The 26394-nt window shown below is 40.9% G+C and carries 27 protein-coding genes; 14 read left to right on the forward strand and 13 right to left on the reverse strand.

The features are described from left to right. Positions 1-139: 139 nt before the first annotated feature. The 3 genes from F7734_RS10280 to F7734_RS10290 all read left to right on the forward strand — a co-directional run bounded on the left by F7734_RS10280 (position 140) and on the right by F7734_RS10290 (position 1222). On the forward strand, positions 140-553 hold the full coding sequence (locus F7734_RS10280) for an XRE family transcriptional regulator (protein WP_207714066.1): 414 nt from the start codon (positions 140-142) through the stop codon (positions 551-553). Between the two features lie 44 nt (positions 554-597). Continuing rightward, positions 598-891 carry a hypothetical protein gene (locus F7734_RS10285; protein WP_155744572.1) on the forward strand — a complete coding sequence of 98 codons (294 nt, stop codon included), beginning with the start codon at positions 598-600 and terminating at the stop codon, positions 889-891. A gap of 145 nt (positions 892-1036) precedes the next feature. Continuing rightward, positions 1037-1222: a hypothetical protein gene (locus F7734_RS10290; protein ID WP_155744573.1), complete on the forward strand. Its 186-nt coding sequence runs from the start codon at positions 1037-1039 to the stop codon at positions 1220-1222. 84 nt (positions 1223-1306) lie between these two features. On the opposite strand, the gene F7734_RS10295 is transcribed toward F7734_RS10290, so the two are convergent. From F7734_RS10295 to F7734_RS10320, 6 genes are all read right to left on the reverse strand, one after another. Next, positions 1307-2500: a pentapeptide repeat-containing protein gene (locus tag F7734_RS10295; RefSeq protein WP_155744574.1), complete on the reverse strand. Its 1194-nt coding sequence runs from the start codon at positions 2498-2500 to the stop codon at positions 1307-1309. A 33-nt stretch (positions 2501-2533) separates the two neighbouring features. Then, positions 2534-2821 (reverse strand): hypothetical protein, encoded by a 288-nt coding sequence (locus tag F7734_RS10300; RefSeq protein ID WP_155744575.1) that lies wholly within the window; start codon positions 2819-2821, stop codon positions 2534-2536. A 113-nt stretch (positions 2822-2934) separates the two neighbouring features. After that, positions 2935-4011: a ParA family protein gene (locus tag F7734_RS10305; protein ID WP_155744576.1), complete on the reverse strand. Its 1077-nt coding sequence runs from the start codon at positions 4009-4011 to the stop codon at positions 2935-2937. Positions 4012-4257: 246 nt separating this feature from the next. Continuing rightward, complete coding sequence (locus F7734_RS10310) at positions 4258-7518, reverse strand: helicase-related protein (RefSeq protein ID WP_155744577.1); 3261 nt, start codon at positions 7516-7518, stop codon at positions 4258-4260. Between the two features lie 222 nt (positions 7519-7740). Further along, positions 7741-8022 carry a hypothetical protein gene (locus F7734_RS10315; protein ID WP_155744578.1) on the reverse strand — a complete coding sequence of 94 codons (282 nt, stop codon included), beginning with the start codon at positions 8020-8022 and terminating at the stop codon, positions 7741-7743. A gap of 5 nt (positions 8023-8027) precedes the next feature. Beyond that, positions 8028-11366, reverse strand: a complete 3339-nt coding sequence (locus tag F7734_RS10320; RefSeq protein WP_155744579.1) for a TaqI-like C-terminal specificity domain-containing protein — start codon at positions 11364-11366, stop codon at positions 8028-8030. A 312-nt stretch (positions 11367-11678) separates the two neighbouring features. Between F7734_RS10320 and F7734_RS10325 the strand changes: the two genes are divergently transcribed. Next, a complete protein-coding gene (locus F7734_RS10325) occupies positions 11679-12791 on the forward strand; it encodes a DUF3387 domain-containing protein (RefSeq protein WP_243146792.1) in 1113 nt (370 codons plus the stop codon). A gap of 173 nt (positions 12792-12964) precedes the next feature. Then, on the forward strand, positions 12965-13849 hold the full coding sequence (locus F7734_RS10330; protein ID WP_155744580.1) for a DUF6731 family protein: 885 nt from the start codon (positions 12965-12967) through the stop codon (positions 13847-13849). On the opposite strand, the gene F7734_RS10335 is transcribed toward F7734_RS10330, so the two are convergent. Next, a complete protein-coding gene (locus F7734_RS10335) occupies positions 13846-14286 on the reverse strand; it encodes a hypothetical protein (RefSeq protein WP_155744581.1) in 441 nt (146 codons plus the stop codon). The two genes, F7734_RS10330 and F7734_RS10335, sit on opposite strands and share 4 nt — an antisense overlap. A gap of 237 nt (positions 14287-14523) precedes the next feature. On the opposite strand from F7734_RS10335, the gene F7734_RS10340 reads away from it, so the two are divergent. Next, the gene (locus tag F7734_RS10340) at positions 14524-14679 is read left to right on the forward strand and encodes a hypothetical protein (RefSeq protein ID WP_155744582.1); all 156 of its coding nucleotides are present in this window, start codon (positions 14524-14526) and stop codon (positions 14677-14679) included. A 128-nt stretch (positions 14680-14807) separates the two neighbouring features. Here the strand turns inward: F7734_RS10340 and F7734_RS10345 are convergent, their stop codons facing one another. From F7734_RS10345 to F7734_RS10360, 3 genes are all read right to left on the reverse strand, one after another. Further along, positions 14808-15308 carry a TFIIB-type zinc ribbon-containing protein gene (locus F7734_RS10345; RefSeq protein ID WP_155744583.1) on the reverse strand — a complete coding sequence of 167 codons (501 nt, stop codon included), beginning with the start codon at positions 15306-15308 and terminating at the stop codon, positions 14808-14810. 368 nt (positions 15309-15676) lie between these two features. Then, positions 15677-16195 (reverse strand): GIY-YIG nuclease family protein, encoded by a 519-nt coding sequence (locus tag F7734_RS63285; RefSeq protein ID WP_243146794.1) that lies wholly within the window; start codon positions 16193-16195, stop codon positions 15677-15679. Beyond that, positions 16188-16436 carry a helix-turn-helix transcriptional regulator gene (locus F7734_RS10360; protein ID WP_347566156.1) on the reverse strand — a complete coding sequence of 83 codons (249 nt, stop codon included), beginning with the start codon at positions 16434-16436 and terminating at the stop codon, positions 16188-16190. Before F7734_RS10360 ends, F7734_RS63285 begins: the two co-directional genes overlap by 8 nt. A gap of 153 nt (positions 16437-16589) precedes the next feature. Here F7734_RS10360 and F7734_RS10365 point away from each other — a divergent pair, with 153 nt between their 5' ends. From F7734_RS10365 to F7734_RS10380, 4 genes are all read left to right on the forward strand, one after another. Further along, positions 16590-16868 carry a hypothetical protein gene (locus F7734_RS10365; protein ID WP_155744584.1) on the forward strand — a complete coding sequence of 93 codons (279 nt, stop codon included), beginning with the start codon at positions 16590-16592 and terminating at the stop codon, positions 16866-16868. A 102-nt stretch (positions 16869-16970) separates the two neighbouring features. Then, positions 16971-17864 (forward strand): hypothetical protein, encoded by an 894-nt coding sequence (locus F7734_RS10370; protein ID WP_155744585.1) that lies wholly within the window; start codon positions 16971-16973, stop codon positions 17862-17864. Positions 17865-18039: 175 nt separating this feature from the next. Then, positions 18040-18321, forward strand: coding sequence for a hypothetical protein (locus tag F7734_RS10375; protein WP_155744586.1), 282 nt, complete (start codon positions 18040-18042; stop codon positions 18319-18321). Positions 18322-18523: 202 nt separating this feature from the next. Beyond that, positions 18524-18817, forward strand: coding sequence for a hypothetical protein (locus F7734_RS10380; protein WP_155744587.1), 294 nt, complete (start codon positions 18524-18526; stop codon positions 18815-18817). A gap of 234 nt (positions 18818-19051) precedes the next feature. On the opposite strand, the gene F7734_RS10385 is transcribed toward F7734_RS10380, so the two are convergent. Next, positions 19052-21574 (reverse strand): effector-associated domain EAD1-containing protein, encoded by a 2523-nt coding sequence (locus F7734_RS10385; protein ID WP_155744588.1) that lies wholly within the window; start codon positions 21572-21574, stop codon positions 19052-19054. Between the two features lie 152 nt (positions 21575-21726). Further along, positions 21727-21996 carry a helix-turn-helix transcriptional regulator gene (locus F7734_RS10390; RefSeq protein ID WP_155744589.1) on the reverse strand — a complete coding sequence of 90 codons (270 nt, stop codon included), beginning with the start codon at positions 21994-21996 and terminating at the stop codon, positions 21727-21729. A gap of 144 nt (positions 21997-22140) precedes the next feature. On the opposite strand from F7734_RS10390, the gene F7734_RS10395 reads away from it, so the two are divergent. Beyond that, on the forward strand, positions 22141-22500 hold the full coding sequence (locus tag F7734_RS10395; RefSeq protein ID WP_155744590.1) for a hypothetical protein: 360 nt from the start codon (positions 22141-22143) through the stop codon (positions 22498-22500). 108 nt (positions 22501-22608) lie between these two features. Then, positions 22609-23502: a hypothetical protein gene (locus F7734_RS10400; protein WP_155744591.1), complete on the forward strand. Its 894-nt coding sequence runs from the start codon at positions 22609-22611 to the stop codon at positions 23500-23502. Between the two features lie 12 nt (positions 23503-23514). On the opposite strand, the gene F7734_RS10405 is transcribed toward F7734_RS10400, so the two are convergent. Next, on the reverse strand, positions 23515-23676 hold the full coding sequence (locus F7734_RS10405) for a hypothetical protein (RefSeq protein ID WP_155744592.1): 162 nt from the start codon (positions 23674-23676) through the stop codon (positions 23515-23517). A gap of 21 nt (positions 23677-23697) precedes the next feature. Here F7734_RS10405 and F7734_RS10410 point away from each other — a divergent pair, with 21 nt between their 5' ends. Both F7734_RS10410 and F7734_RS10415 read left to right on the forward strand, forming a co-directional pair. Further along, positions 23698-23925: a hypothetical protein gene (locus F7734_RS10410; RefSeq protein WP_155744593.1), complete on the forward strand. Its 228-nt coding sequence runs from the start codon at positions 23698-23700 to the stop codon at positions 23923-23925. 192 nt (positions 23926-24117) lie between these two features. Continuing rightward, complete coding sequence (locus tag F7734_RS10415) at positions 24118-26358, forward strand: virulence-associated E family protein (protein WP_155744594.1); 2241 nt, start codon at positions 24118-24120, stop codon at positions 26356-26358. Positions 26359-26394 lie beyond the last annotated feature (36 nt).

The following is a 26394-nucleotide window of genomic DNA, read 5'->3' on the forward strand; positions in this document are numbered from 1 at the left end:
ATGAGCGATCGCTACAAACCAATCGCTCTTAAGACAAAATAGGTGTATCGTTTCTTTTTATTGATTCGATTCTCCCAATAGCGTATTATAGAGTAATATACGCTTTTAACATATACACCAAGTAACAAAACTTCACATTATGGCAAAGACACAAATCCATACGCTAATTAAGCAAACAATGGACCGATACCAGATTCAAGGAAAAGAACTAGCATCTGTAGTGGGGATAGGACAGAGCCACATCAGCGATATCAGAACTGGCAGAAAATGGGCATCTGAAGAAGTGTTCGCAGCTATTTTGGAGGGGATGGAGCAAATTGCCCCTGGCTCAAAATTATATTTCTGTCAAATGCTGGCAGGCGAAAATTTGACCGTACAACCAAAAACCATAGGGGACAAAATAGCAGAACTAATTGAAATAGCGGATGAGGATGACGTAGAGAAAGCTATGCTCGCAATAGGTCGTAAGTGGAAACAGGAGATTCAACAGCGTCAAAGTAGCAAACAAAAAACAGGTCTAAGTACTTATCACGAAGAATCAATTGCCGTATAAAGTTATCCTGAGAATGATTTTGGTAACAGGGTACAAAATACTATATGGCTTTGGAAAATGTAAACTTTGTGACATTAGATGATATTAAAAGACTCATAAACGAGCTTCCACTTGAGGAGAAAGAGAAATTATTAGCTGAAGAAATTCGCGAATTGCCAACTGAGTCAAAATCAAAAATATTTGGGCTTGCAGAATCAGGATTGACCGTAGTGACTGGCTCTTTTGTGAGCCTAAACAGCGAAATCGCGGTCAACATCCAAAATTCTGGAGGTTTTGACCCTGAAAAGGTTTTTCAAGCTTTAACGGAGTTTCGCAAGGCTAAGAAAGAGAAAGATTAAATTTATTAATTATTGGTTGACTTTATCTTTATTTATATTATTTACAAAAACGTGCTATTAATTATCCCCAGATCGTAACTGTTGAGGTGGAGATAGTTGAATTTTCTAGTAGCTTATACTTACTACGCATTCTGAAGGTGCGAGCTTGCGATACGGCACTCATCGTAATCGCTCCCTTTCACTTCGATCGCTCGCACGTAAAATTACTGAGCCAACTCGTTTGCTTTTCGAGCCAGTTCCAGTGGAAAGTGCTGAGCCATCTGGTGAGGAAGAAGTTTGGGTTGAGGTTCAACCGCTTACAAGCACCAACTCAGAACAGCCGCTCGGGTAGTATTTAAAGTCTCAGTTGTTAGCACTAATTCTTAAACATAACCATATAATCATTTTTACCTGCACTTACTTAAATGCTTTCTGCTTATGTTGCTGGATTTGATGGTAATTCAAGCATGGCGAGAAATTTAGGATCGTAAATTGCGTGCTGCCAGTTTTTAGCTTGTTTAACTTGTTCTGGTGTTAAGTTTTTAACATTAATAAAGCAAGTATTTTCGATCTCAGCATTTTTAAGATTGACATCTTTAAGGTTGGCACCTTTAAGATTAGCACCTTTGAGGTTGGCACCAGAGAAGTTAACCCTTTCGAGCATGGCGATTTCGAGATGGGTACCCTCAAGATGAGCATTGCTAAGGCTGGCATTGAGAAGGTTAGTATTAAGGAGGTTAGCACCACTCAGGTTGGCACTGTTGAGCTGACCATCGTTGATCTGGGCATTAGCGAGTTTAGCACTGGTAAGTTGGACTCCGTTGAGATTGGCACCGTTGAGATTGGCACCAATGAGGTTTGCACCGTTAAGGTTTGCACCAGTGAGGTTAGCACCGTTAAGATTGGCACTGCTGAGGTTAGCATTAGTAAGGTTAGCACCATTGAGATAGGCATCTTTGAAATAAGCATTGCTGAAGTAGGCATTCTTAAGGTCAACACCTTCAAGGTATGCACCTTCAAGATACGCATCACTCAAACTAAACTCACCTGTCAGTTCTACATCAATTAAAAATCGAATAACGCTCCCTTTGCGTTCTTTATCTTTACCCAGCCTCCGCAGTACCGACAAAGTTCTAGCACGTGCTACATCTAATGCTGTATCTCGTAAAGGGTCATCAATAGCTAAATTTTTCAAATTCTTGTCTAGCAACAACTCTGACATACGGTCAATGTAATCTTGTAAAGATTCTTCACGTAGATTGGTATCTGCTATTTCTTTTTCTTTACTTTGCAACTGATTTCCTAAAATAACTAACAAAACTGGAACTGCAAGCGTACCAAACAATTGCAACCAATCCCAAAGAGTTTTACCTGACTGAAAGTGCTCGGTTTTTTTCGTAAGTTTGATAATGGCTCCATTTTTGGGATCGATCGCTTCCTCTACACTCACTGATTTATTGGAGTCCGGTCCGAAGCCAGCCCAATCGAATCGGTACAGAGATGAAAAAATCGCAATCACTCCAACTACAATAGCAACATATATCAGTAATTTTTGCCCAGTCAAGAAAACCTGCTTTTGTTCTAGTGAAGAATTAAGCACGCTAGCAAACTTCTTGCGCCACTTGCTCATAAACAATTCCAAACAGAAGTATATAGCTATACTTCATGTTTGATGGGCTGATTTCCAAGAGTACACTTGTTGGCTCCCTAGAATTATTGAGGATTCATGAATATAAAGTTTTTTATACTTCATCCTTCTTCCCTCCAAGTACACTGCCCTCAGGTTGGGATACAACCCCAGCTTCTTCGACTCTTGCAAGCGTGCGATCGCGCTTGCCGATGCTGTACCAGGTATCGGAAAACCTTGCGGTGAAAGCGGTTGAGGATGTATTAGTCTGTATGAACGGTTTTCATCCCTACTAGAGATAACGAGGAAATTTCTTGCTATCATGTGATCGTACCCACGCTTGGTACGTTTTGAGGTAACTTATGGGGCTGCCAAAAGGTTGGGAAAAGGCACATACTTTCTCGTTTGTGTCACACCAACCTCAAAAACAAATCCGTTTAATTTATCTTATTGACAAAATTTTTGATATCTTCTAAAGCTTTTTCATAATTAGCACTCGGTAGTTTTACTTCCGTTCCATCTGGCATTTCATACTTAGTTTGGTTTGGAAGAATAAACATAGGTATTCCAAGAGATGATGATACTTTACCTGATGTATGAAAATCTTTTATATCTGAAACATAAAAATTTTCCCATTCTGTCACAGAAGTTGGTGTAACTGTACAAGGCTGAAATAGTTGTGGGAAATTGTTAAATTGATCGTAGCAAAATTGAATTAATTCGGTTCTGATAGAATCAAATGCTGTTGCTACTCCATCTTTAATAGTATAATTATTAAAAACAAATTCGTAAATTTTGGGTAGATGTAAGTTAAAACCATTTACTTGCTTATTAAAAGTAATTATATCATCAGCATACTGCTTTAAAGCAGCCGAAGGATATTTGCCATAAAGTAGTGTAAAAAGACTTTTTATTCCTTCAAGTGAACTATAGTCTGCCATCATTGGAATGACAATTTTATCGGAGGAAACTAAAGCCATTTGTGTATATATAGAGAAGCTGGGATTGCAGTCTATAAAAACAACTATATTACTATATTTTTCACTATCAAATTCGTATTCACAAAGTCTTTTAATTGCTGTCATATATTCTGACCAAGCTCTTATGTTAGCAGGATTAATAACAGCATAATTTAAGGCTAATGAGAGAGATTCTAAGAAGGAATCACCAGCTATTAAATATAGATTGGGTGAAATATTTTCATTGAAAGGAGAAACTTTAACTCGATATGAAGTATTAAGTCTCCGAAAATTTGAGTTTCCCTTTAAAAGCCAATCTATGAACCCAACGATATTTTTTCTAGTAGATGAGGATTGTAACCTTTGATTCACTTGGTATCCTCTTCTACCTCCTCCTAGTAAAAATTGAGATATATTTGCTTGAGGACACATATCAATAACTAATACTTGGGTCTTCGGATTATTTTCTGCATACAATGTTGCTGCATTACAACAAAGTGTTGTTTTACCAACACCGCCTTTGTTATTGTAAAATGCATAGATATCAATAGTCATAAGTACAGTTTTTAGAGAAAAATTGTGGAAGCTATTCAAAGATAACTTAAGTTGTAGTGAAATGCAAAAAATCTGGAAACTCAAGTTGTAGGTACGATAAGGTTGATCTCATCTCTTACAATCCTAGTTTATTGCACTCCACCATTTTAGTTCTAGGGGAAACTCACTTTGGTATGGTGACGGGATGCGATCACTCCTGTCTTGTGTTAGTTCTTGAATAGAATTGCGGCTTTCAGTAAATAAGTATTAACCTGGCTTGAACCACTGATAGCAAATTAACTGTACCTCCTCTTCTTTAATCGCAGATAGTATGCGATCGCCATCTTCTGGTTCTGTTTCCTCATACAGTTGCTGGTCAACAAACAGTTCGTCCAAATCTGATACTAATGTACCAATGTCTTGGCTTTGAACAAATTTCTCCCAAATGGTCTTAATATCTCTTTCATAGGTACGGAGATTGACTGAGGCAATTGTTTGTAAGACTCGCTCTTTGACTTCTGTGTCTGTGGCATCAACTCTAAACAGATTGGGTTGAGTGAGGGCAGTTTGAATCTTTTGCAGCAGTTTTGATAGTGTTGGTTTGAGGAGTCCGCTTGTTTGTCGGCGTTGGAGATCGGACAATAGATTGCGGACTGCACCATCTAGCACGGCAAAAATGGCGTTATCAAATTTGACGGGTGGTAGTTCATCTGGATGGGGAAAGTCGCTAGCTTTACACTGCAGCCACTTAAAAATTTGGCGTTTCTCGCTTTGGAGTTTGGTGGGGTCTGTGGAGATGAAGTTATTGACGCGGGGGTAGAAGTGCCAAAAATGCCTATCTCGGACGCGGAAAGCAAGAAAGATGCCATCTAAATCTTTGGTAGTACGGGTGCTGTGGATTCCCAGGGGAATGTCTTCAGCAGCTTCTTTTCCCACTTGGTTGATAAATTCCAGTAAGGGGAATCTCATCTCATCAAGGGACACTAAATCGATCGCTTGTTCGAGTTCCTCTAGAATTTCTGCTTTTTCTGCATCGGTGTCTGCTTCTTTGAGTTTCCGCAATTCCTCCAAACTACGTTCAGAAATGGTTTCACCAAGGACGCTGGCATCTAACCCCACTTCACGGTCAATCATGGCAATCCTTTGTTGTAGTCTAGCAACCAGTCCCAAGAGTATTTCTAAGCCCTGTTCGGGGAAGCAGTTGTAAATAAACAATTCCTCAAAATCCGTACCTAGTCGGTCAATCCGTCCGGCACGTTGAATCATTCGCACTGGGTTCCAGTGGAGGTCGTAGTTTACCAGTACCCCTGCATCTTGTAGGTTTTGACCTTCGGAAAGTACGTCTGTACAGATAAGGATATCAATTTGCTGGAGTTCTTCCTGCTCTTCTTCATCCAAATTGGTTTTGGTAATATTGGCTTTAGGGGCAAAGCGCTTGACTTTTTCAAACCGCTGCTTGCTGGGTGTCTCTCCGGTAATAATATCGATGATGGGTAACTGCATTTGTGCGAGCCATTGCTCATCGCCCAACAGCTGCTTGTATACGTAATCGGCTGTGTCTTTAAAATAACTGAAGACCAAGACCTTTTGACCTTTGAGCCGTAGCAGAAGTTCTTTGAAAGCAGCTAGCTTGCGGTCATAGTCTTGGTGGGCTGCAACAGATACCCGTATTTTCTGGAGTTTGAGGAGGATGTCATCTAGTGTTTGACAGTCCTCTGCAATTTGCGATCGCAGTTGGTTAAGTTGATAATCCGATGCATCAATCTCTGCTAAAGAGTCGATCAGCTCGTTAATTTCAACATTTTCTTCTTCATCAGTTTCTGCTGATAACAGTTTGCGAAACGTGCTGCTGTCTAAAAGTCTACCCTGTTGCAAATTAGCATCAAAAGCTTGTTGGAACTGCTGTTGATAGGAGATGCTGTTTTCAAAGGCGATGAGCGAACTTTCCAAGCGTTTGAGAAATAGCGATTTCATGAGGGCGACTAGAGCTTCGTTGCGCTTAACCTGGGCTTCGTCTTGTTGGTTTTTCTTTTTCTTAAATGCCCGGATGTTGTAAGGTGCTAGATTGAGTTTGTCAATTTGGTTAGCAATGCCTGCATACAGCCCTTGAAAGCTATCTTCAAAGTTGTAAGTAAATTGTTCTAACTGGCGTTTGGGAAAGCGAATTTCTTTACCAGTAATAAAAATTTGCTCGCCTGCCTGCTGTCGTTTGATAACATCTTGACGGCTGCGACGTACCATTGTTTGCAGCAGGAGTTCGGTAATTTCCACGCTACCTTTAGCTAAAGATTGGAAGTAAGTTTTGAGATTGGAGATGCCCCATTCCCTGTAATAGGTTTCATTGTTGCGGGTAAGGAGTAGAATTTGGTGGTACAGATCGTAGATGCTGTTATTAATGGGTGTTGCTGTCAGTAGCACTACCCTTTTATTGCGCTTGCCACTGCCAATAAGCCGTTGGAGGTTTTGATAGCGGTTGGTAGAGGAGTTGCGGAAGTTGTGAGATTCGTCCACTACTACCAGGTCATATTTACTGAACTGTTTGACGTTAAAGCTTTTGCGGCTGATTTCTTCTTGAGAGATGACATCTGCCTTGATGCCAAATTCATCCAGCTTTTTCGACCATACCAATTCTCGCAATTGAGCAGGACAAATCACCACTGCACGAGGAACGTAACCGGGACGCTTATCTTTAATCAAGTAATGGTCCAGCAACCTCAACCCAATAAACGTTTTTCCAAGACCAACAGCGTCCGCCACGATACAAGCGCGGTGGCGTTCGAGAAGTCTGACAGCTCGTTCAAACCCTTCTTGTTGGAAACTCGCAAGTTCTAAAGACGTGCGATCGCTCCCAGTGAGGACGGTATCTTCCTTAAACAATTCGTACAATGCTTTGACAAACACCTGGTACGGGGTGTAAGGTTTACTACCAAACTTGGAAGCATTGAGAGCATCAATGAGCTTGGTTTTGTAATTGGTGTCAACGCTGTCGTGTTGCCAGAACTTTTCAAACCAGTTGGTTCTCAAGTCACGGGCGATCGCACCTTGTTTGATCAACACGTTAAGCTCCGTGTTGCCATCCAAACCCGATGGGGTTAAGTTACTGGACCCAATAATACTATAGTCATCAAAGATATAAGCTTTGGCGTGGAGGAATGGTGTCTTATCGCCCAAAGCTCCAAACAACCTTATTTGAATGTGGTCTTGCTTTAAGTAGTCAATCAAGCGGTCAATTTGCCGTTTGTAACCCAGATTAAACGGTTCTCCCTCTAACTGACCTTGAACGCTTTGACGGAAATAGCGCACCAAATCAATGGTACTGAGTTCTGCGGGCAAGATAGCAGGGTCGCGTCCAATCAACAAGCGCAGATTGGTGAGTTGGTTAAAAGCATCCTCCAACCTCATCCATGCTTCAATGCGGAAAAACCCGGTGGCGATATCAAGGTCAGTCTGGTTGTCGTTAAGGATGAGTTCTTTGAGAATCACTTCAAGTTTGTGGCGATCGTTGTCTATATAGTCAGGGAGGGGCATTGTTTTAATTACTTTAGTAAGGAGAACCCAATAGTTTTAGTAAGCATTTCACAAACTCGATAAAAGTTGACCTGACTTTTCACGGGAAGTTCTCAAACCTCGAAATAACGTGACTTTTTCTACAGGTTAATTCTCAATAGCTCAAAATTAATGAAAATAGCTAACGTAAAAATCAAGGTTTGAGAAAAGCTCAAAATGGCGTTTTCCAGATGCCGTGAAAAGTCAGAAAAGTTGACGACTAATCCAGTAGACAACCTTACCCATAACAAATCCTAGAGCTAATGTCCAAATATAATTAATAACTCCCGGATACATTTCAGGTAACAAATTAGAGAATGTACTAGCAAAAAGAATGAGGCAAACTGGAGCGAGAATGAAATAGACAAAGCTTCTTAAGAAAAAAGCTGCTTTAACTCCTATTCCTAAAAAAATGATGAGCACAACGATATTTATCAAACTCATCCAATTTAGAAAAGGTTGCAAAGCACTGGTCAATGAACCCATAACTGTTACTCTCCTTGAATAATTTTTATTTCTTCAGATGTTAACCCATACAAATGAGCAACGCGATCGTCAATCTCTGCCTCCCAATTTTCAACTCCTTGCCCTTTAGCATCTAAGCATGCTTGAACTAAAAATTCTATAGTTTTCTGCTCAATAACAGAGGCATCAGAAATAGGTAACTGTGAAACGTACATTGGCTTAAATTCGTAAAATCCTCCCTGTTTGGTTGATGCAATTTGTTGAATAAACCACCATAATACTTTGGAATTGAGAAGTCCAAGCAAGTAATTAACGTTATCAATTATACAAATAGATGTTTTATCATTACTAAAGAACTGAGAAGAATCAGCTGCATATTCAACATTTTGTGCTATGGCAGGTATAACAATCTTTGGCTGTTCAAACTCTTGCCAGTACTTACAAGATCGTAATTCCCAAAAATACTTTCCTTGGTCATCACGGTTCATTAATCTAGAGCGAAATAATTGAAAATGATTATAAATAGCTGGATAACTTTTAGCAAAGATTTTTTCAGCTACCTGTGCTGATTTACCAGACCATTGATGTTGTTTATTTTCTGATGATTCTATTTTAATTAAGTACTGTTCAGCAAAATCTACTCGCCACTGCTTTACGTCTCTTCCCCTTAAAAAAGGTTTTAACACATCCGCAGATGAAAGATGTTCTGCAATTAACTTGTCTCGTGTTGCTCTATCTACTACAAAAGCCTCATTTAATCCTGTCTTAATACCATAGTAAAATCGCCCTTGTACATACTTACCTAAAGGTAACCCTGTATTTCTCAACTTTTCTAATAACCTCAACGTAGATGGAGTTTCTAACCGCCAACCATCAGGAGTTAATTCCTTTTGAGTCATCAAGAAGCTATTAGCCCGAAATACCGAACTTAATTGTTCAACTGATTGCCCTGCTTCCCATGTCAAGGTCTGAGTTTGCTGATTTGAGGGTAGTGCTTTGCTAACTAAAATTATACTGGGGTATGCGATCGCTTCAAAAACAGCAGTATTACCAAAGTCAATGAGTTGGTGTACTGTCGATTGGTTACCTAAAAACTGGCGTAGCTTATCGCCGTAACCAGCCCTCATATATTTGTTGGAACTGATATATGTTAAATATCCACCATTGTGTAGTAGATTGACACCACGCCCATAGAAATAAGTATAAATATCAGCAGTTCCTTTGAACAAATCGGGAAACTCAATCTTCAGAAGCTTTTTATACTCTTCACTCAACTTCTCCTGTCTGACATACGGTGGATTTCCAATCACAATATCAAACCCACCCTTTTGCTGAAACACTTTATTAAAATGCAAGTGCCATTGGAAGAAGCTAAGCGATCGCATTCCCCGTTCGACTTCAGCTGCTACTGCGTCCAACTCTTGTAACTTGGTAGTTATTTCCTGCTGCTTTTGGGTTTGGGTGCGGCTAGCTTTGCCCTTCATCCGTTGTATATCTTGTTGTAACTTGCGGTACTCTGTTTCCCAGTACTGACGGCGGTATCCAATCGCGACTCGAAAAACGTTCTTTTCTGCTTCTAGAATTTGTTCTCGCAGGGATTTGCGTTCATCAGATTGAGAAGCGAAGTACTGATGTTGTAAGTCTATTAGAGGTTGGATGGCTTCGTGTATGGGCGTTACGTTCAGTACTATTTGCAGGTCTTTGGTAGGGTCGGGAATCAGTCTTTCACCGTGGATAGTAGAAATCAGTGAATCTCCACACATAAGTTTATAGTCGAGATTGGGCAGGGGTTCTACATCCTCAATATTAGGAACGTCCACTATCAGCGATAACCACATCCGTAATTTAGCAATCTCAATGGCTTCAGGTTTGATGTCCACTCCATACAAGTTGTTGGCAATGATATCGCGCTTCCACTCGCTAATGGCAAGACTGCCACGCTCTACCGTTATGCCCTCCCGTCTGGCGATCGCCTGCCGGACTGCTAGCATCACTTGCATCATACCTAAAGGATAGGCACCCGATCCCACTGCAGGGTCGCAAATTTTCACAGACTCCAAAGCTCTTTTGAGTTTTTTGGCTTGTTCGTTGGTTAAAAGTTGCTTGAACTGCTTGTCTGGTAAATCTAGGTCAACATTTATAAGTTGTTTGATAACTTCAACATCCACACCGCTGGTGTCTGCCAAATAGCAACTGAGGGATTCCACACACATAAAATGAACGATTCCCCGTGGGGTGTAGAACGTGCCGCTTTGACCCCTTTCTTCAGATGCTAAGAGGTTTTCAAAGACCTTACCCAACATCTCTGGGTCAACAGCAGCTTCTTCATCACCCTGAATATTCTCAGAGATAGTGAAGTTGTAGCTGTTAAAGAACTGAAGAATTCCTTTTTCATTGGAAGGGTCGAAGAGGGAATTGGGTAGATGAATGTGTGAGGGTGTAGCTACATCTGTAGCGTCAACTATTCCATCACCGTAGTCGCGGTCAAATAAACCACCATTAAGGTAAGGAATCTTGCCCCAAGGGGAATCGTGGTTGGGACGTTGTTTGTTGAGGGTGTCAAAAAACAGTGGTTCTAATATCGTTTGATAAAAATCCGGATCTTCCGATTCCGACCTGAGTTTGCGGTACTCGGTTCTTAAGAAATCCCGGTTTCCTCCCAAAAATTCCTTTTTCTGTAGGAAATAGAGGAACATAATCCGTCCTAAAAGCCGTTGGGAAAACTGGTGCAAGCGGCTGGGGTCTTCAAAGTAGGAGTGGCGGTTATTGGCTTTGATGACCCGCTTGACTTCCTCAAAGATTTCATGGTACTCCCGATAAAACTGCTTGGTAAGTTTTTCAACATCAAAAGCATCACACTGAACCTGGTAAAGTTCTTGGGGAGAAAAGTTACGGGCGGCTATTGCTTCTAGTCTATCTCTGTCGTAGTTCGTTGGGTTAGTCCGGTCAATTAATAGTTTGCGGATGCCTACTTTGAGATTCATTTGAGCATCAAAACTTTTACGGGGATTGACCAACATCAGCTGGTCGTAATCCTTCGTCCCCAAGAGCAAGAAATTCGTAGGACGCCTGCACAAGCTTTGAGCCAATGACCGCATTCTGTTACCAGCCAAACCAGGAGACGACCATTCATCACCTTGTAATTGAAACAACAAGACTTGGAGCGATTCGCTGCCCTTTTGGTGGTCAGCAATTAAGTAAGCATTCCAAACAGCCTCGGCACTGCGGGCTGGTAACTCTAATTCATCAACAGCTAACTGTTGTGTAAAAGTGTTGTAACCAATTTTTCTAAATAGAGAAGCTATTTTCTCCGGGTTTTTAATGTCTCTTATATCACCTAATTGCAGTAACCGTTCCGCTGCCATTACACCTGTTTCCTATGAAACTGATAATCCTCTCTTCAAGAGTTCCCAGATAACAGGAGTCTTTGCACTGTCTAAAAAAAGTCTTTTTTTAATCTTTATCTTTGGTAAAAATTTAAGTGATAATGCTGAAAAGCACGAGTCAATATTTTTATTTTTAAAAAAAATATTTCTCGGTATACTGATGGTAATTGTGCTGAAAGATAAAGGGAAGGACGGCGAGATCGCCGACGGGTGTTTTGCCAGCGCACGTTGGTTGTAAATGATCGGGCAACCTCTTCTCTATTTCTGGCCACAGACAATTTTTTTCAGACTTTGCGTTACGATAATATAGCCAGAGTCAACCGGGTATTTAAGGATAAACCGGGTGGTTTAGTGGTAGATTACCTGGGCATTGCCGAGCAACTCAAAAAAGCCCTCAAAGATTACACCGAAGGCGATAGGGGTCAAACAGGCATTCCTCAAGAAGAAGTTATTGCCCTAATGTTGGAAAAGTACGAAGTGGTGAAAGGGCTGTTTCACAGCTTTAATTACCAGCAGTTTTTTACAGGCACTCCATCCCAACGGGTTACGGTCATTCCCGTTGCAATGGACCATATACTAGGACAGGATGACGGCAAGCAACGCTACATGAAGGCGGTCAACGAACTGGCGAAAGCTTTTGCTCTATGCAGTTCCAGTGATGAAGCTATAAACATTCGCGATGAAGTGGGTTTCTTCCAAGCCATCCGGGCTGCCTTTGCCAAACACACCACCGCCGGGGGGAGAAGCCAGGAGGATTTAGACACCGCTATCCGACAAATTGTCTCCAAGGCAGTGGCATCTGATGCAGTGGTGGATATTTTCAAGGATGCTGGATTGAAGAACCCCGATATCTCCATTCTTTCTGATGAATTTTTAGAAGAAGTGCGGGGTTTGCCAACTCGCAACCTAGCACTGGAGTTGTTACAAAAGTTAATCAACGACGAAATCAAAACCCGTTCCCGTCGCAACTTGGTACAGTCTCGCTCCTTTGCCCAAATGCTAGAGCAAACAGTCCGTCGCTACCAAAATCGTGCTGTTGAAGCTGCACAGGTGATTGCAGAGTTAATTGATTTGGCACGGGAGATGCGGGAAGCATACAAGCGGGGTGAGAATTTGGGGTTAACTGAGGATGAACTCGCGTTTTATGATGCCCTAGAAGTCAATGACAGTGCAGTTGCAGTTCTGGGGGATGAAACACTTCAAGCCATTGCCCGCGAACTCGTACAAACCATCCGCCGTAGCGTCACTATTGATTGGACTGTGAAAGAAAGCGTCCGGGCTAAGTTGCGGACAACGGTTAAGCGACTGTTGAGGAAGTACGGCTACCCACCAGACAAGCAGGAGAAGGCAACGCTGACAGTGCTGCAGCAGGCGGAGTTGTTGTGTAAGGATTGGGCGGCGTGATGGGATGCGATCGCACTTTATTCAAACATTGCTTCTATCATTAATTGAGGTGAATAGCGCACCTTTCTATCATTTTTCCGTTCTGTAAAAAGCGGAAAGTCTTGATACAGGTGCAAAAAAATTTGCTATAAGATAAAGTGTTTATCTAAAAATTGGCAAGTTTGTCACGAATTATGTCTAAAAATCTAACTATTGACTTCTATAAAGTTACAGTCTCCGAGGAATCAAATTTATCTTTTAATGACATTTTGCAGAAAATTATCACTATTTCTATCGCTCAAAGGTCTCAAGAAGTTCGTTTTCAACCTGTTTTCTTGTATGAGGCTAAATATGGATGGGAGCATACTTGGGAAGGAGAGATAGTTCGTCTTCGTATGGATAATATACCTGTTAAGGGCAATCTTGCTGGTACTATAGAAGATTTTAAGCTAGCAGATGATGAAGGTATAGGTGAACAATCGGCGTTTATTTATCATCCAGCTACTCGGATTTTAGCACTTCAATCTAATAAGCATGGTGTATCACCAGGAAATTTTGCTAAATATTTTGAATTAATGATTGGAAGTAATACTTCTATTTATCTAGACCCAGTTCTTCAACTGGATGCTATGCAAAGATTTAATAAAATGAACAGTGTTAGCAAGTTTCATATTAATATTGCTGCTTTAGGAAATATGAGTATTTTTGAGAGTTCTGGTCTTGAAGAATTTGCTAACTTAACTAAAGTTTTTCAAGCTCCAGCTATTAATATGGAGTTAAAGGTGTCTCGTCAAAAACAGTCATCTTTATCTGTAGCTAAAGTACGTAATGCAGCAGAATCATTATTAAGAATTTCTCATCAAAATTCAAGTCAAGTAAAAACTGTAAGAATTTCTGGTTCTAGTGATGATAACGAGCATATATTTATTGATTTATTAAAAGATAAAATGCGCGAATACATTAAAATCCAATCATCTAGTAAAAAACGAAACATCCCTTATCCAGAAAGACAAATAGCCTTAAGGGATGCTTGGAAAAAGCGGGAATCTGAAATATTCCAAATGCATGAAATATGCTAATTAGCTGCACGTAGAATTGCTGCGAAAACTCTAATAACTCTATAAGAACTAAGTCCAGATGTTATTAGAGTAAATAACCAAATTCCAAAAGCAGACCACTGCCAAACTCCTAGATTATTAATATCAATAAATAGACCGACTAAGCTAAACGCTGCTAGTAAAAACGACCAATTGATAGCATCCATAAAATAATTAATTAGTCTGGTGTATTTATTAGTATTTTTTATTTGCTTCACAACAAATGTATTACTTATTGTAAATAATATTGACATAGCTGTTGCAAGAAAACCTACTGCAATACCGCTAAGTGTTGTGGCAGCAGAAAATATGTCTTTTAAAGAACTAGGTAAAGGTTTACTGCGAAATAACAAATAACATAACGCGGTAATAAAGAATCCGAATGTTACAGGATACCATCTTTCTAGCTTGCTACGCATATTAACCACCCAGCAACCCAATTAACAAAACAATGCTTAACACTATTCTATCGCTTTGTAGTACATTGGTACCAACAAAAAAGTAAAACTTGTATAAAGTAAGTTTTCTATAATTTATATGAAAGAAGAGGCCAGAGGTAGTAAATATGCAGAGTTTTTCCTATCATTTGTAGAAGATCTCTTTAATTTTGATGTGTATATAGCTCGGCGATCACCCTGTACGATTATGCTGTGCAAGTGGCACACCTTATTGTAAAGTTTTGTACGCTCGCCCAAGTTTCCCCAGAACTATTAAGCGCGATCGCATCCTCATACTCTCTCAGTTCTCAGTCACAAGGTGAGACATCAAAAAAAGTTAGGCGATCGCACTCCCTATGTGACTCCGGCGTATAAAGGTTAAATTATGTTACGCTTCGGCAGAATGTAGCGATCGCTCTACCTCAAATGCTGTGCCACTTGCACACTTTTTGTAAAGTTTTGTAATCAAGGGGAATACGGGCAATCAAAAACGCTGTTTGCACTCAGTTTGTACCCAGTTTTTCTTGCTTGAGTTTGGCGATCGCCTTAAGCAAGCTAGGGCGGTGTTTAGCAACAATCATCCATTTAGGCAGGCGGCTAAACAAGCTTTGGTTATGCCATCCGTATTTAGGAACGGGCTTCGAGCCACGCAACGAACTGGCTATATATTGTTCTAGCAGCAGTAGATGGCGATCATTGTATGCCCACAATACGTACTGGCGATATTTGGTCTGTAACCACAGTGGCAGCCTGAAGAAAGGATCGCGCATGGGATCTGCATGCCAATCGTATCCAAAGCCTTGAGCAGCTAACTCTTTACTCAATCCACATCCTCTACAGATAAGACGCCGTACTTGAAAGTACGTTAGAACGGATGTACTCTCAGAACAAGCAGATGTAATGTGTGCTAGCGCCTGACAACGGGGACAAACTACTAAAATTTCGTCCATCAAGTCATAGATGGTTATGTTTTTTTCTTCATGTTGTGGTTGTACGCAGTCCATAACACAATCAGAGTCAAACAAGCAGGCATAGCTTTACTTAACTTTAGCGTATGCGATGGCGCGTATCAGTGCAAAGAACATAATCTTCAGAATTTTCAAAGTAACGAAATACAGCACACCCAAGGAGTGCGATCGCACAATAAATTCATCCCATTGCTATTCCATCAAATCGCGTCGGACGTTTAATACCTGAAGTGCGAAGCGATCGCACTTAATACAAGACCCCCTTCTTGCATCCGTCTTAAGCTTTTACAACAAAACGCGCGATCATACACAACACATTCTCAACTGGTGTTGATTGTCATCGCTCGCTGACTAGCTCAACGAGTTCGGTCAAGGTGCAGAAACCATAACCTTCTACGCTTAACTTAATTAATGGCATTAATTAACTGACATAGTGTTTCACTACCAATCTCTGGTAATACATCCTGGGTTTTCAGTCGAGAAATAGTCGTAGGATGAACATTTAATTCATCTGCGATCGCTTTGTTTGTAATTCCACGTTGTTTCATGACTTCTCTTAACTTCCAAAGAACTTTGGTTACTAACGGTGGACTTTCTTTGTCATTTGTGTTACATCTAACTACTGCAAATCTTCGGTTTAAAGGCGGGTCAAACCAATCAATGAGAGCTTTTTCTATTACTGGCAGCAAAGTTTTATCGGACACTTCTATCCATGCAATTTTAACTCCTCCTATTTGTTCCAACTGGCGTTTCCTGTGATGCTGCAACCATCTGTGCTGAATATTATTTGACCTGCCAATATACTGGACTGTTCCTTGACTATCAATGGCAAAGTAGATACCAGGGCACTCAGGAAGTCCTTTGCTCCATTCTAAAGGTAGTGAGGGAAGAGTGAGAGGGTCAACCGATGAGGGTTCATACATCAAAGTTCACCCCAAAATTTACACCAAGTACCTTTTCAATCTTGCGGAGAGTGTCTTCTGGTAACGAATCTCTCACGTTTTCCTTTTCTATGTCGTACCAGTAAACGCGAGATAAACCAGCTTCAGCGCAGATAGCTTCTAATGAACGTCGATCGGCCTCCCTGGCTTTTTTGATTTGTTGTCCCAATCCTGGGGCTTCTTTCTCTATTGTTCGTCTGACCTTCATGTAAGTTTTTGCCATAAACCCTAACATTCTACTTGTATATTATTAGCTGTCATTGATTGTACATCATTAGCTAACAGTGTACAATTAAAGGACAAGAGAAAGGCGATCGCGCCTGCCAAGCAAAAAAATCGCCTTTCTCGTTAAACCCCAATCGCAGGATTTTTCTTTATGATTGCACAAACTTCACAAGATAGCACGATTCGTGCAGACCAACTGACTGAGGGCGATATTATTCAACACGCTTGCGGCAATACCTGGATGGTTATCGCAGAACCCGAATACACTACTACTGGTATTACTTTTGAAGTGCTGTGTTTGGATGTAGAAACATTGCCCAATACACAAACAGTGTGCTTTATTCCTGAAGAAAGCTTTTTACTGCTAGACCATCAGGGATTTGTAAGTGGCTTGGGTCGGAATGATGGGGTCATTGCAAGAGCCAGTTAGGCAGTGCTCTTGAGTTGAAAGCGGACGGCGCACCTTCAAAGCACTCGCAATCGTTAGGGTGCGTTCGTCATTCAAAGTTTTTCCAAAAATTGCACCCTCATTATGCCCAAACCTGAGTTACCAAAAGAACATTCCGAAACGGTATCGGTAGAAGTTGTTCAACTAGAAGAACTAACTCTTGAAGAGCAGCAGTTGCGCCTTCAGTTAGAGCGCAAGGTGGAACGCTCTTTCTATGAATGCGGAAAAGCATTGATGGAATTACGGAATAAACGTTTGTATCGTTCTACTCACAAAACCTTTGAAAAATACTGTGAAAGTCGGTTTAGTTTTACCCATCGTAATGTCAATTACTTAATTGCTGGTTCAGAGGTTGTAGATAATCTGTTGGTGGGAACCATTGGTTCCCAAATTCAGATTGAGGACGATTTGGGAACAATTTGTTCCCAAATTTTGCCCACCAACGAATGCCAAGTTCGACCCCTAACCAAGCTAGAACCCGACCAGCAACGGGAAGTCTGGCAGCAAGCGGTGGAGAAAGCGGGCAATAAAGTGCCTTCCGGTCGCATCGTCAAAGATGTTGTCCAGCGTATCATGGAACGTACCAAAGTGCCCAATCCCTATCGTATAGGAGAAGTTTGTCAGTTTGTTGTGAAAGACAACCCAGATTTTAGAGGGAAGGGTGGGTGCTGGTGTATCGTTAGTCAAGTCAATAATTTCAGTTGTAACGTTATTGCATGGGATGGAGAATATACCGTGAGCATGGACCATTTAAAATCTTTGGATTACTCGGATTCTAATTGCGAACAGATGCAAGAGATAAGCAAACGCATTACCCGACTTCTTAGCAACAAAAAATTAGAAGATGCTGCCATCAAAATGTTGAAACACCTCGGAGAGGTCAAGCGTCCTTATCTAACTCCTTTTGAAGAAAAATTGTTGAGTTTTATAGAACAAGAATGTGGAGTTGTGGATGAAGCTTCACATAACCAGAGCTAATTGAAAAAGGGTGTGTTCGAAAGAGCGATACGGCTGTACTCCCGCAGGCAGTTGGCTTATCGCCCTGTGCCACTTGCACACCTTATTGTAAAGTTTTGTAAAACTCTCTGTGAGTCCGGCGTATAAAATTGAGTTAAGCAACATGAGGAGACAGCACACCCCATACATAAAACAAATGACCGCACAAAATTGTCCTATTTGCGGCACTGCCGTCCAGCCCAATCCCAGATACACAAAATATGTTTGTAGCAATTGTGCCAAGAAAGCCTCCGATATTAATGGTAGGAAGTTAGTTTTCTACAACCAAGACTTTTCCGGTGGGTATATCGCTTATTATGCCGATGGTGAGAGTAAAGAAGAATACAAAAGTCACGATTGCTATATAGATGGAATTCAATGTTGGGCAGATGAAGCCCGCTTTGGCGGTATAGTCATTGAAGTCGTTGAGATGACTTGACAAACTGGTAATTTGAGCTACATGATAACCGCCCACAGAAAGCTCATCTGAAGTTAATAGACTTGCAATGGCGCGGAGCCTTACCTGAGCGCGATCGCCCAGCCCTTGCAAGCCGAAAGAGCGCTTATCGCAAATTTAACAGACTTACGATAACTTTGCTAACGAAAGAAAACGATTTCTAGCTTAATTGTAAAAATTAAACATGGACGAGAAAAAGAACAGTGATTTCCTGGCCGCTTATGGTGGCTTCTCTGTTGGAGAAAAAGTGACATATTTAGTTAAGCCAGAAACTACCAACACTGGGATTGAGGTCGGAGGTAAAAGATTGGGAATGCTGGCGACTATAACTAGCATCTATCGTCATCCGCTCAGTAACAAATCTGTTGTCTTTATGCTGACTTTTGAAGATGAATCACTACCTGACGTGCTCAAAACGCAGCCTGTCACTTTTCCTCAAAACTCAGGATGGTTTGAGAAGTATATAGATGATTTCTAAACGCGATGGTCTTGGAGGAGGTGAGATTAACGCGGGGAGCGAGAGGTTCAACCAAAATGCAACAGTTAAATAGCTGTGCTTTCCTCCCGAACAAAGCTTTTTACTGCTGGACCATCAGGGATTTGTAGGTGGCTTGGGTCGGAATGATGGGGTCAAAAGCAAGAGCGAGTTGAAAGCGAACGGCGCACCTTCAAAGCACTCGCAATCGTTTTGATGCCCGCATATAAACTTATGTTACGCATTTGAAGTGCGATCGCCTGTGGTGTTGGTAGGCAGTAGCAATGTATCCTCAATCTGCTGACGTACTTCACGGCTAACGTAACAATCGCTCTTTAGGCAATCAACTAGTAACATATTGGCATCATAATACTGTTGCAAGAGTTGTTTTTGTGCATCGTTGAACTGCCAATCATGCCCAATATTTCGATGCTGTATCAGCAGAATCTTTTTTAATTGTTTAAACCAAATTTTATAATTGTTATTCCACCATTCTTGAAAACTATCGTCAATATTTTTATCTCTATTATGCATTGATTGAACTAAAATTCTAAATTGTTCTTTTAATTGAAGACTTAAATTTTCTATAACAGTTTTGAGAACATCATTAGCGTATAAACGTCGCTGATAAAAACTAGCTATTATATATTCAGCAATATCGAGGTCATATTGCATTTCCCGATCCATTTTTCTAGATGAGTCCTCAATTCGCTTAGTAACTTCACTCAGTTCAAACCGCATTTGTTCTATATCGGTTTCCTGAGGAACTTCACTCGATTTAAATTGCGTTGTTTCTACAATATCGTTATTCTCAATTTGAGAAAGATCGATATCGCCCCATTCATAAACTAGACTTTCATGCTCTTGATAATCCCAAGAATTTTCTAAATCTTCTATATCAAGAGCCAATTCTTGAGCATAATCAATATCTAATTCAAGTGTAAGAGAATACTCGAGAAATTTATCTATTTTACTAGCTAATTGAAACTGTTGAACTAACATATCAGATTGGTATACATTTTGATTTTGCTCGTTCCCTTTTATAATTAATCTTTGTTCTAAAGCAAAATAAAAGCCTCGAATTGCGGCTGGTTTATAACAAGCTTTAACAGAATGAGATTTCTGATTTATCCATTCTAAAAAATTATGTAAATTCTCATCAATTGAAAGTATTCCATCAATCTTATCCTTCATTAATAAAAACAAAACATCAGCATTTTGCATCATTTCAGCAGTTAGGAAAAAGACCTCTTGCCAGCGCTTATCATTCTCAATAAAGCGTGCTACCAAACCTTCATAAGCAGACTCTTCTTCAATTTCCCAAGCAGTGAGATACTCTTGAAATATTAAGTGAGAAAAGGAATATTTATTGTCTTTTTCAACTAGCAGCCCATGCTGGGCTTCAATTTCTTCCAAAATCTTTTCAGTATCTACAAAAAAGTATTTAGAGTTTGTTTTCGCGTCAGATAAATTATAGATGTAATCAGAAATTAAGTGCTCAACGTCTCTGTTATTAAAGCGATACTTTTCTTTTTGAAACATTGAAAACGCAATTTTACTTAATAATTTTTTCTTCCCTTTAGTAGATAAATTTTTATAAATTGCTTTGCGTTTAATATTGCGGCTATCATCCCATTTATTTAATAAAAGATTAATCATTTCTTCATACAATTCAGAGCGATTATTTTTAAATTCTCCTTGTTTTTCAAAGATTAAGCATAGTAATGTAAGAAGTAGTGGATTAGTGGCTAGTTTTTTGATAGGCTGATTTTTCTCAAGCTCTTGAATGAACTTTTCTGCCTTACCTGATTTTCTATAGTTAAACCATTGATTGGCGAAGGTTTCAATTTGCCCATTGTTAAAATCTGCTACTTCAACGTCAACAAATTTTTCAAATATATAATTTGTAGCTGCCTTTCGGCAAGTAATAATAATTTTATTATCACAAAACTGTTGGCTAAAATTTTCAATTTTTCTGATAATGCGGCTGTTATCTTTTTCTCGAACTTCGTCTAACCCATCTAGTAAGACCAATACTTTACCCTGCTCTAACAGTTGCTTGGTTTTCACAGGAGTATCTTTTACTTTACATTCAGATAGTTCGCGAGCGATATGTTCTACAATATCTAGTTGTTTTGATTCTTCTGCAAAATATTTGAGAGTGATGAAAATTGGAATGCGATCGCTTTGAAACTGCCCTTCAATACACTGTATTGCTAGATATTTTAAAAATGTAGTTTTCCCTGCTCCTGGTTTACCTAAAACTGTTAGCTTACCGTGTTGCTCTATTGCTTGCAACCCTAGTACTTCCTTATATCTATCTTGGCTACCTCTAGTAATTTTCTCCTTAATATTAACTTCAGTATGAATCTTACGTAAGATAACAGGTTGAGCCATGTCTAGCACTCGTATCGTGCCGCAACGCTCTTTTATATAAGGTTTTATCTTTTCACGTATCTCTTGCACTAAGGTGTCAATATCTTGAAAAGGGTTTATTAACAATTCGTCAGCAACTATTTTTAAGCTTAAGTTTCCAGGATTTGAATTATATGCAGCACGAACCAGGTCAACAAGCCATCCCTGAGCCAGTGCGGTTTTGATTAAAGAAAAAACAATTTTTTCTAAACTCCCTCCTTCTACAATAGCGTCTAAATGTTTATCTAATCCAAATAATAACATCTGCTCTAACAATGACTTATCGGGAAAAGCATCAAGAAGAGCTTCTTGTAATTGTTTCCATTGCTGTCCGGATAAGTTCATCTTTTTAATACAAGTTACTCAGATTGCAGATAATTGGAAAGGAAGTGCTTTGGCGATCGCACTTAGTACAAGGCTCCGTTCTTGCACTCGTCCATAGTTTTTACAACAAAACGCGCGATCGTACACAACACATTCTCAACTGGTGTTGGTTGTCATCGCTCGATGACTAGCTCTACAAGTTCGCTCAAGGTGCAGGAACCATAACCTTCTACACTTAGCTTATTAATTGCATTAATTAACTGACATAGTGTTTCACCACCAATCTCTGGTAATACATCCTGGGTTTTCAGTCTAGAAATAGTCGTAGGATGAACCTTCATCTCGTCCGCCAAAGCCTTGTTAGTAATCTTTCGCCTAGCCATGACTTCTCTGAGCTTCCAGCAAACTTTATCTACTATTGGTGGATTTAACACTGCACTCATAGATATTACAGCTTATTAATTTTCTGAAATAGCACTACACGCTACTAGCATAACGCTACCAGACAGTTTCTTAATGCACCAGTTGCATCAATTGCTCTTAAATTTAGCATTGACTGATATAGGTATAGCAAATAACGCTATGATATGGTAAGAGAGAAAGGCGATCGCGCCTGCCAAGCTAAAATCGCCTTTCTCTTTAGAACCCTAATTGCAGGATTTTTCTCTATGATTGCACAAACTTCACAAGCTAGCACGATTCGTGCAGACCAACTGACTGAGGGCGATATCATCCAACACGCTTGCAGCAATACCTGGATGGTGATTGCAGAACCCGAATACACTACTGCTGGCATCACTTTTGAAGTGCTGTGTCTGGATGTTGAAACATTACCCAATACACAAACAGTGTGCTTTACTCCCGAAGAAAGCTTTTTACTGCTAGACCATCAGGGATTTGTAGGTGGCTTGGGTCGGAATGATGGGGCTATTGCAAGAGCGAGTTAGGCAGTGCTCTTGAGTTGAAAGCGGACGGCGCACCCAAGCAATGGATGCATTTGCAATTGTTGGGGTGCGTTCGTCATTCAAAGTTTTTCTACGAATTGCACCCTCATTATGCCAAAATCTGAGTTACCAAAAGAACATACCGAAACGGTATCGGTAGAAGTTGTTGAATTTGAAGAACTGACTCTTGAAGAACAGCAGTTGCGCCTTCAGTTAGAGCGCAAGGTGGAACGCTCTTTTTACGAATGCGGAAAAGCATTGATGGAATTACGGAATAAACGTTTGTATCGTTCTACTCACAAAACGTTTGAACAGTACTGCCAAAGTCGGTTTAGTTTTACTCATCGTAATGTCAATTATTTAATTGCTGGTTCGGAGGTTGTAGATAATCTGTTGGCGGGAACCAATGGTTCCCAAATCCAAATTCAAGATGGAACAGGAACCAATGGTTCCCAAATTTTACCTACCAACGAACGTCAAGTCCGACCCCTAACCAAACTAGAACCCGACCAGCAACGGGAAGTATGGCAACAAGCAGTGGAGAAAGCGGGCAATAAAGTGCCTTCAGGTCGCATCGTCAAAGATGTGTTTCAGCGTATCATGGAACGTACCAAAGTACCAAATCCCTATCGCATAGGAGAAGTTTGTCAGTTTGTTGTCAAGGACAATCCAGATTTAAGAGGAAAGGGTGGGTGTTGGAGCATTGTTAACCGCGTGGGTGATTTTAGTTGTACAGTAACGAGTTGGGATGGAGAATACACCGTGAGCATGGACCATTTGAAATCTTTGGAATATTCAGACTCTAATTGCCAACAGATGAAGGAGATTAGCGATCGCATTTCTAAGCTTCGCCAAAAAGGCAACTTAGAAAAAGCCGCCATCAACGTTTTGCGACAGTTGGGAGAGGTCAAACGCCCTTATCTAACTCCTTTTGAGGAAAAATTGTTGAATTTTATAGAGCAAGAGTGTGGAGTGATGGATGAAGCTTCACACATCCAGGACTAATTGAGAACGGATCTATGAGCGATCGCCAAAATGCAAGGGTATTCCTGTACCTCGGTCATCGTACTTTTGGGTTTTGGGATGGTGCAATACAACTGCCGAGATAAGCGAGCGATTGCGACGCCATCCGTAGCGATCGCTTAGCACGTGTGATATCGTTTCCTCGGTGATAGCCAACTATAAAGGAGAACAATTTCCATGGCAGAAACTAATCCGTTTGAACGTATGCTCGAGAACCGTGGCGATGTGCTTCCAGGTCACCTGAAAGATAGCTTTATCTACGTTCACGACACCTTAGAATCCTGTAAAACTGTAGCGGAAAGTATCTTTGGTAAAGGGAATTATACTGCAAGCGATGTTTTGCAAATCTACCAATTCGTTATCGATCGCGAGGAGCAACTATCAGTGGAAGAGTACGAAGATTAGGATTTGCTAGAACTGCAAGTATTCTTTGCACGTAAAAAAATTATAGGAAAAATGTACTAGTTTTTTCTAAATCAACTGTAGATTTTTCCAAATTTCGTGGTAGGATTTAACACAACAAATTTGAAAGCCCCTCGCGAGCGCCAACTCCAGGGGCAGTATGTCCAAGCCGTTTACTCAAAGACACACACAAAAATGAAATATAACTACACGTTAGCAGATTCTTCCTCTGTTGAAAACAGTGCTACACGGAAAATTTTCGTAGAAGACTCTTGGGTGTACGAAGAATCAAGCACGGCAGCAATTCAAGCTTTCCAAAAACCAATACTTTGGGTGACCGACCCCTTAACGGCTCGTCCCCTCTCATCCCTGTTTGACCTGGTTCAGTTTGGAGATAGCGAGAAAGTTGTCCCTGGCGACCACTACCTTGTTGTTGAAAAGCATACCCCGGAAGAACTTGTGAAAGCTTGCGGGTGGCAGCTTGCAGCAGCTGGGATAAACTGCAAGGTTTACAGGGTCAAAACCAGCATAAATTACCTACTGGAAGAAAGTGCGGGCCACTTAAATTACCTACTTCAAGAAAATTCAGGAGTTTCTCTTTCAGAAATCACGCTTTTGATTCTCGATTACTCTGTTTCTTTTTCTGAATGGGAGGCAACCACAGAAACAGAGCAGCTGACAACAAGGGTAGCGGTAGAGATTGCAAGAAGTGCGATCGCACACCTCCCGGAACCCCGAAAATCAGTAGAACTGGCAACCTTGAGAAAGCGTTGCGGTGAAGTTTCTTACGATTGGAACAAACTGATGGGTAACTTAGAAGAAGAGTTTCGCACCGAACAAAGGAAACGCTCCCAACAGCACATCCAGCGCTCCTTTGAGTTGGAATCAGCACCAGAGCCACCTTTTGGTAAGCCATCCAACCATTTGAAGAAGAAGCAATTAATCGAGAAAAGATGGGGACACAGGCTGCGTTTCAACGAGATGTTGCAACGGCTGGAGTTGGATGGGGAGCATTTAGAGCTAGACACCATCAAAACCACGATGGCTGTTGAGTTCAACATGGATATCAGTAAGGAAGATGCCATTGATATCCTCTTCTATTTAGCTTCAACTCGTAAATATCATCCAGTCCGCGATTATCTCAATTCAGTGGCATCCCAACACTCAGATATTGATACGGCTATCCTCAACGACCTGGCCGCTCGCTATTTTGGTAATGACAGCGCGATCGCCAACATATATATGAAGAAAACTCTTGTGGGTGCTGTTGCCCGTGTCATGGAACCGGGAGCCAAGATGGATACGATGACTATCTTGTATGGGAAGCAAGGAACCTTCAAGAGTACTTTTTGGCGCAAGCTTGTAGGCAACGAGTTCTTCAACGATTCCCTATTTGACCTCGCACATAAAGACGAACTTGCCAAACTGCGGCGCTTTTGGGGTCTGGAACTAGCGGAAATTGATTACCTCTTCGGTCATAGAGCAGTAGAATCCTTCAAGCGTTTTCTCTCTGCCCAAGACGATACCTACCGCCCACCCTATGCCAGGGAAAACATCACCATACCGCGCACCTGCTTTTTTGTCGGGACCACCAATAAGAAAGAATTGCTCAACGACCCGACAGGGGATAGGCGGTACTGGGTGCTGGATGTACTCACGACCCGCATCCCCTACGAGTTACTTGAAACCGAACGGGACAAGCTGTGGGCGGCGGCTGTCAAACTTTACCGTCAAGGCGAACGGTGGGATTTGAGCGAGGAGGAAAAAGCAATGGCTCATACAGCTAATGAGGATTACCGTTTCGTCGATCCTTGGGAAGATGCAATTCTCAACTACCTGCTTAACCACCGCAAAGTCACAACCCAAGAAATCCTATCAGAAGTGCTCAAGTTAGATATTGCTCAAAACGATCAACAAAAGCAACGCCGGGTGATTGGTATCCTACAACGCCTGGGATGCGAATCTAAAACTATCTCTCGTAACGGCAAAAAACTCCGGGCCTGGGTGTATATGCCAACACTTGAAGAAGGTAACGCCACACAACCAGATGTTACCCCATCTGTTACTGCTGATGTTACCGCTCAAATTGAGTCACAACAAGCAATCCAGCCTGCGATACCGCCAGTAACGTCAAATAATGAAAACTTTCCAGAAAATGATGAAAACCCACCAACAGACAATTCAAGGAACTTAATTCAAACAGGCGTTACCGACGTTACTCCTAGTGTTGATAATACTCCAAACCCTTCTATTGAAAGCGTTTTAAGCGGTAACGCCGAACAGTCGGAGTGGATGAGCGAGGAGAATTTACAGGCAATGGTTGAAGACCTGGAGTCTTGTGAAAATATTGAAATGTTTCAAGTCATCAAAAGTGTTTGCGATAAGCTGGGTACAGCTTGCGCTTCGCGATCGCAACGCACTACAGGTGGCAATTGAACGAGTTTCATTAAGCAAGCAACAGATTCTCAAGCA

The organism is Scytonema sp. UIC 10036 (genome assembly GCF_009725235.1).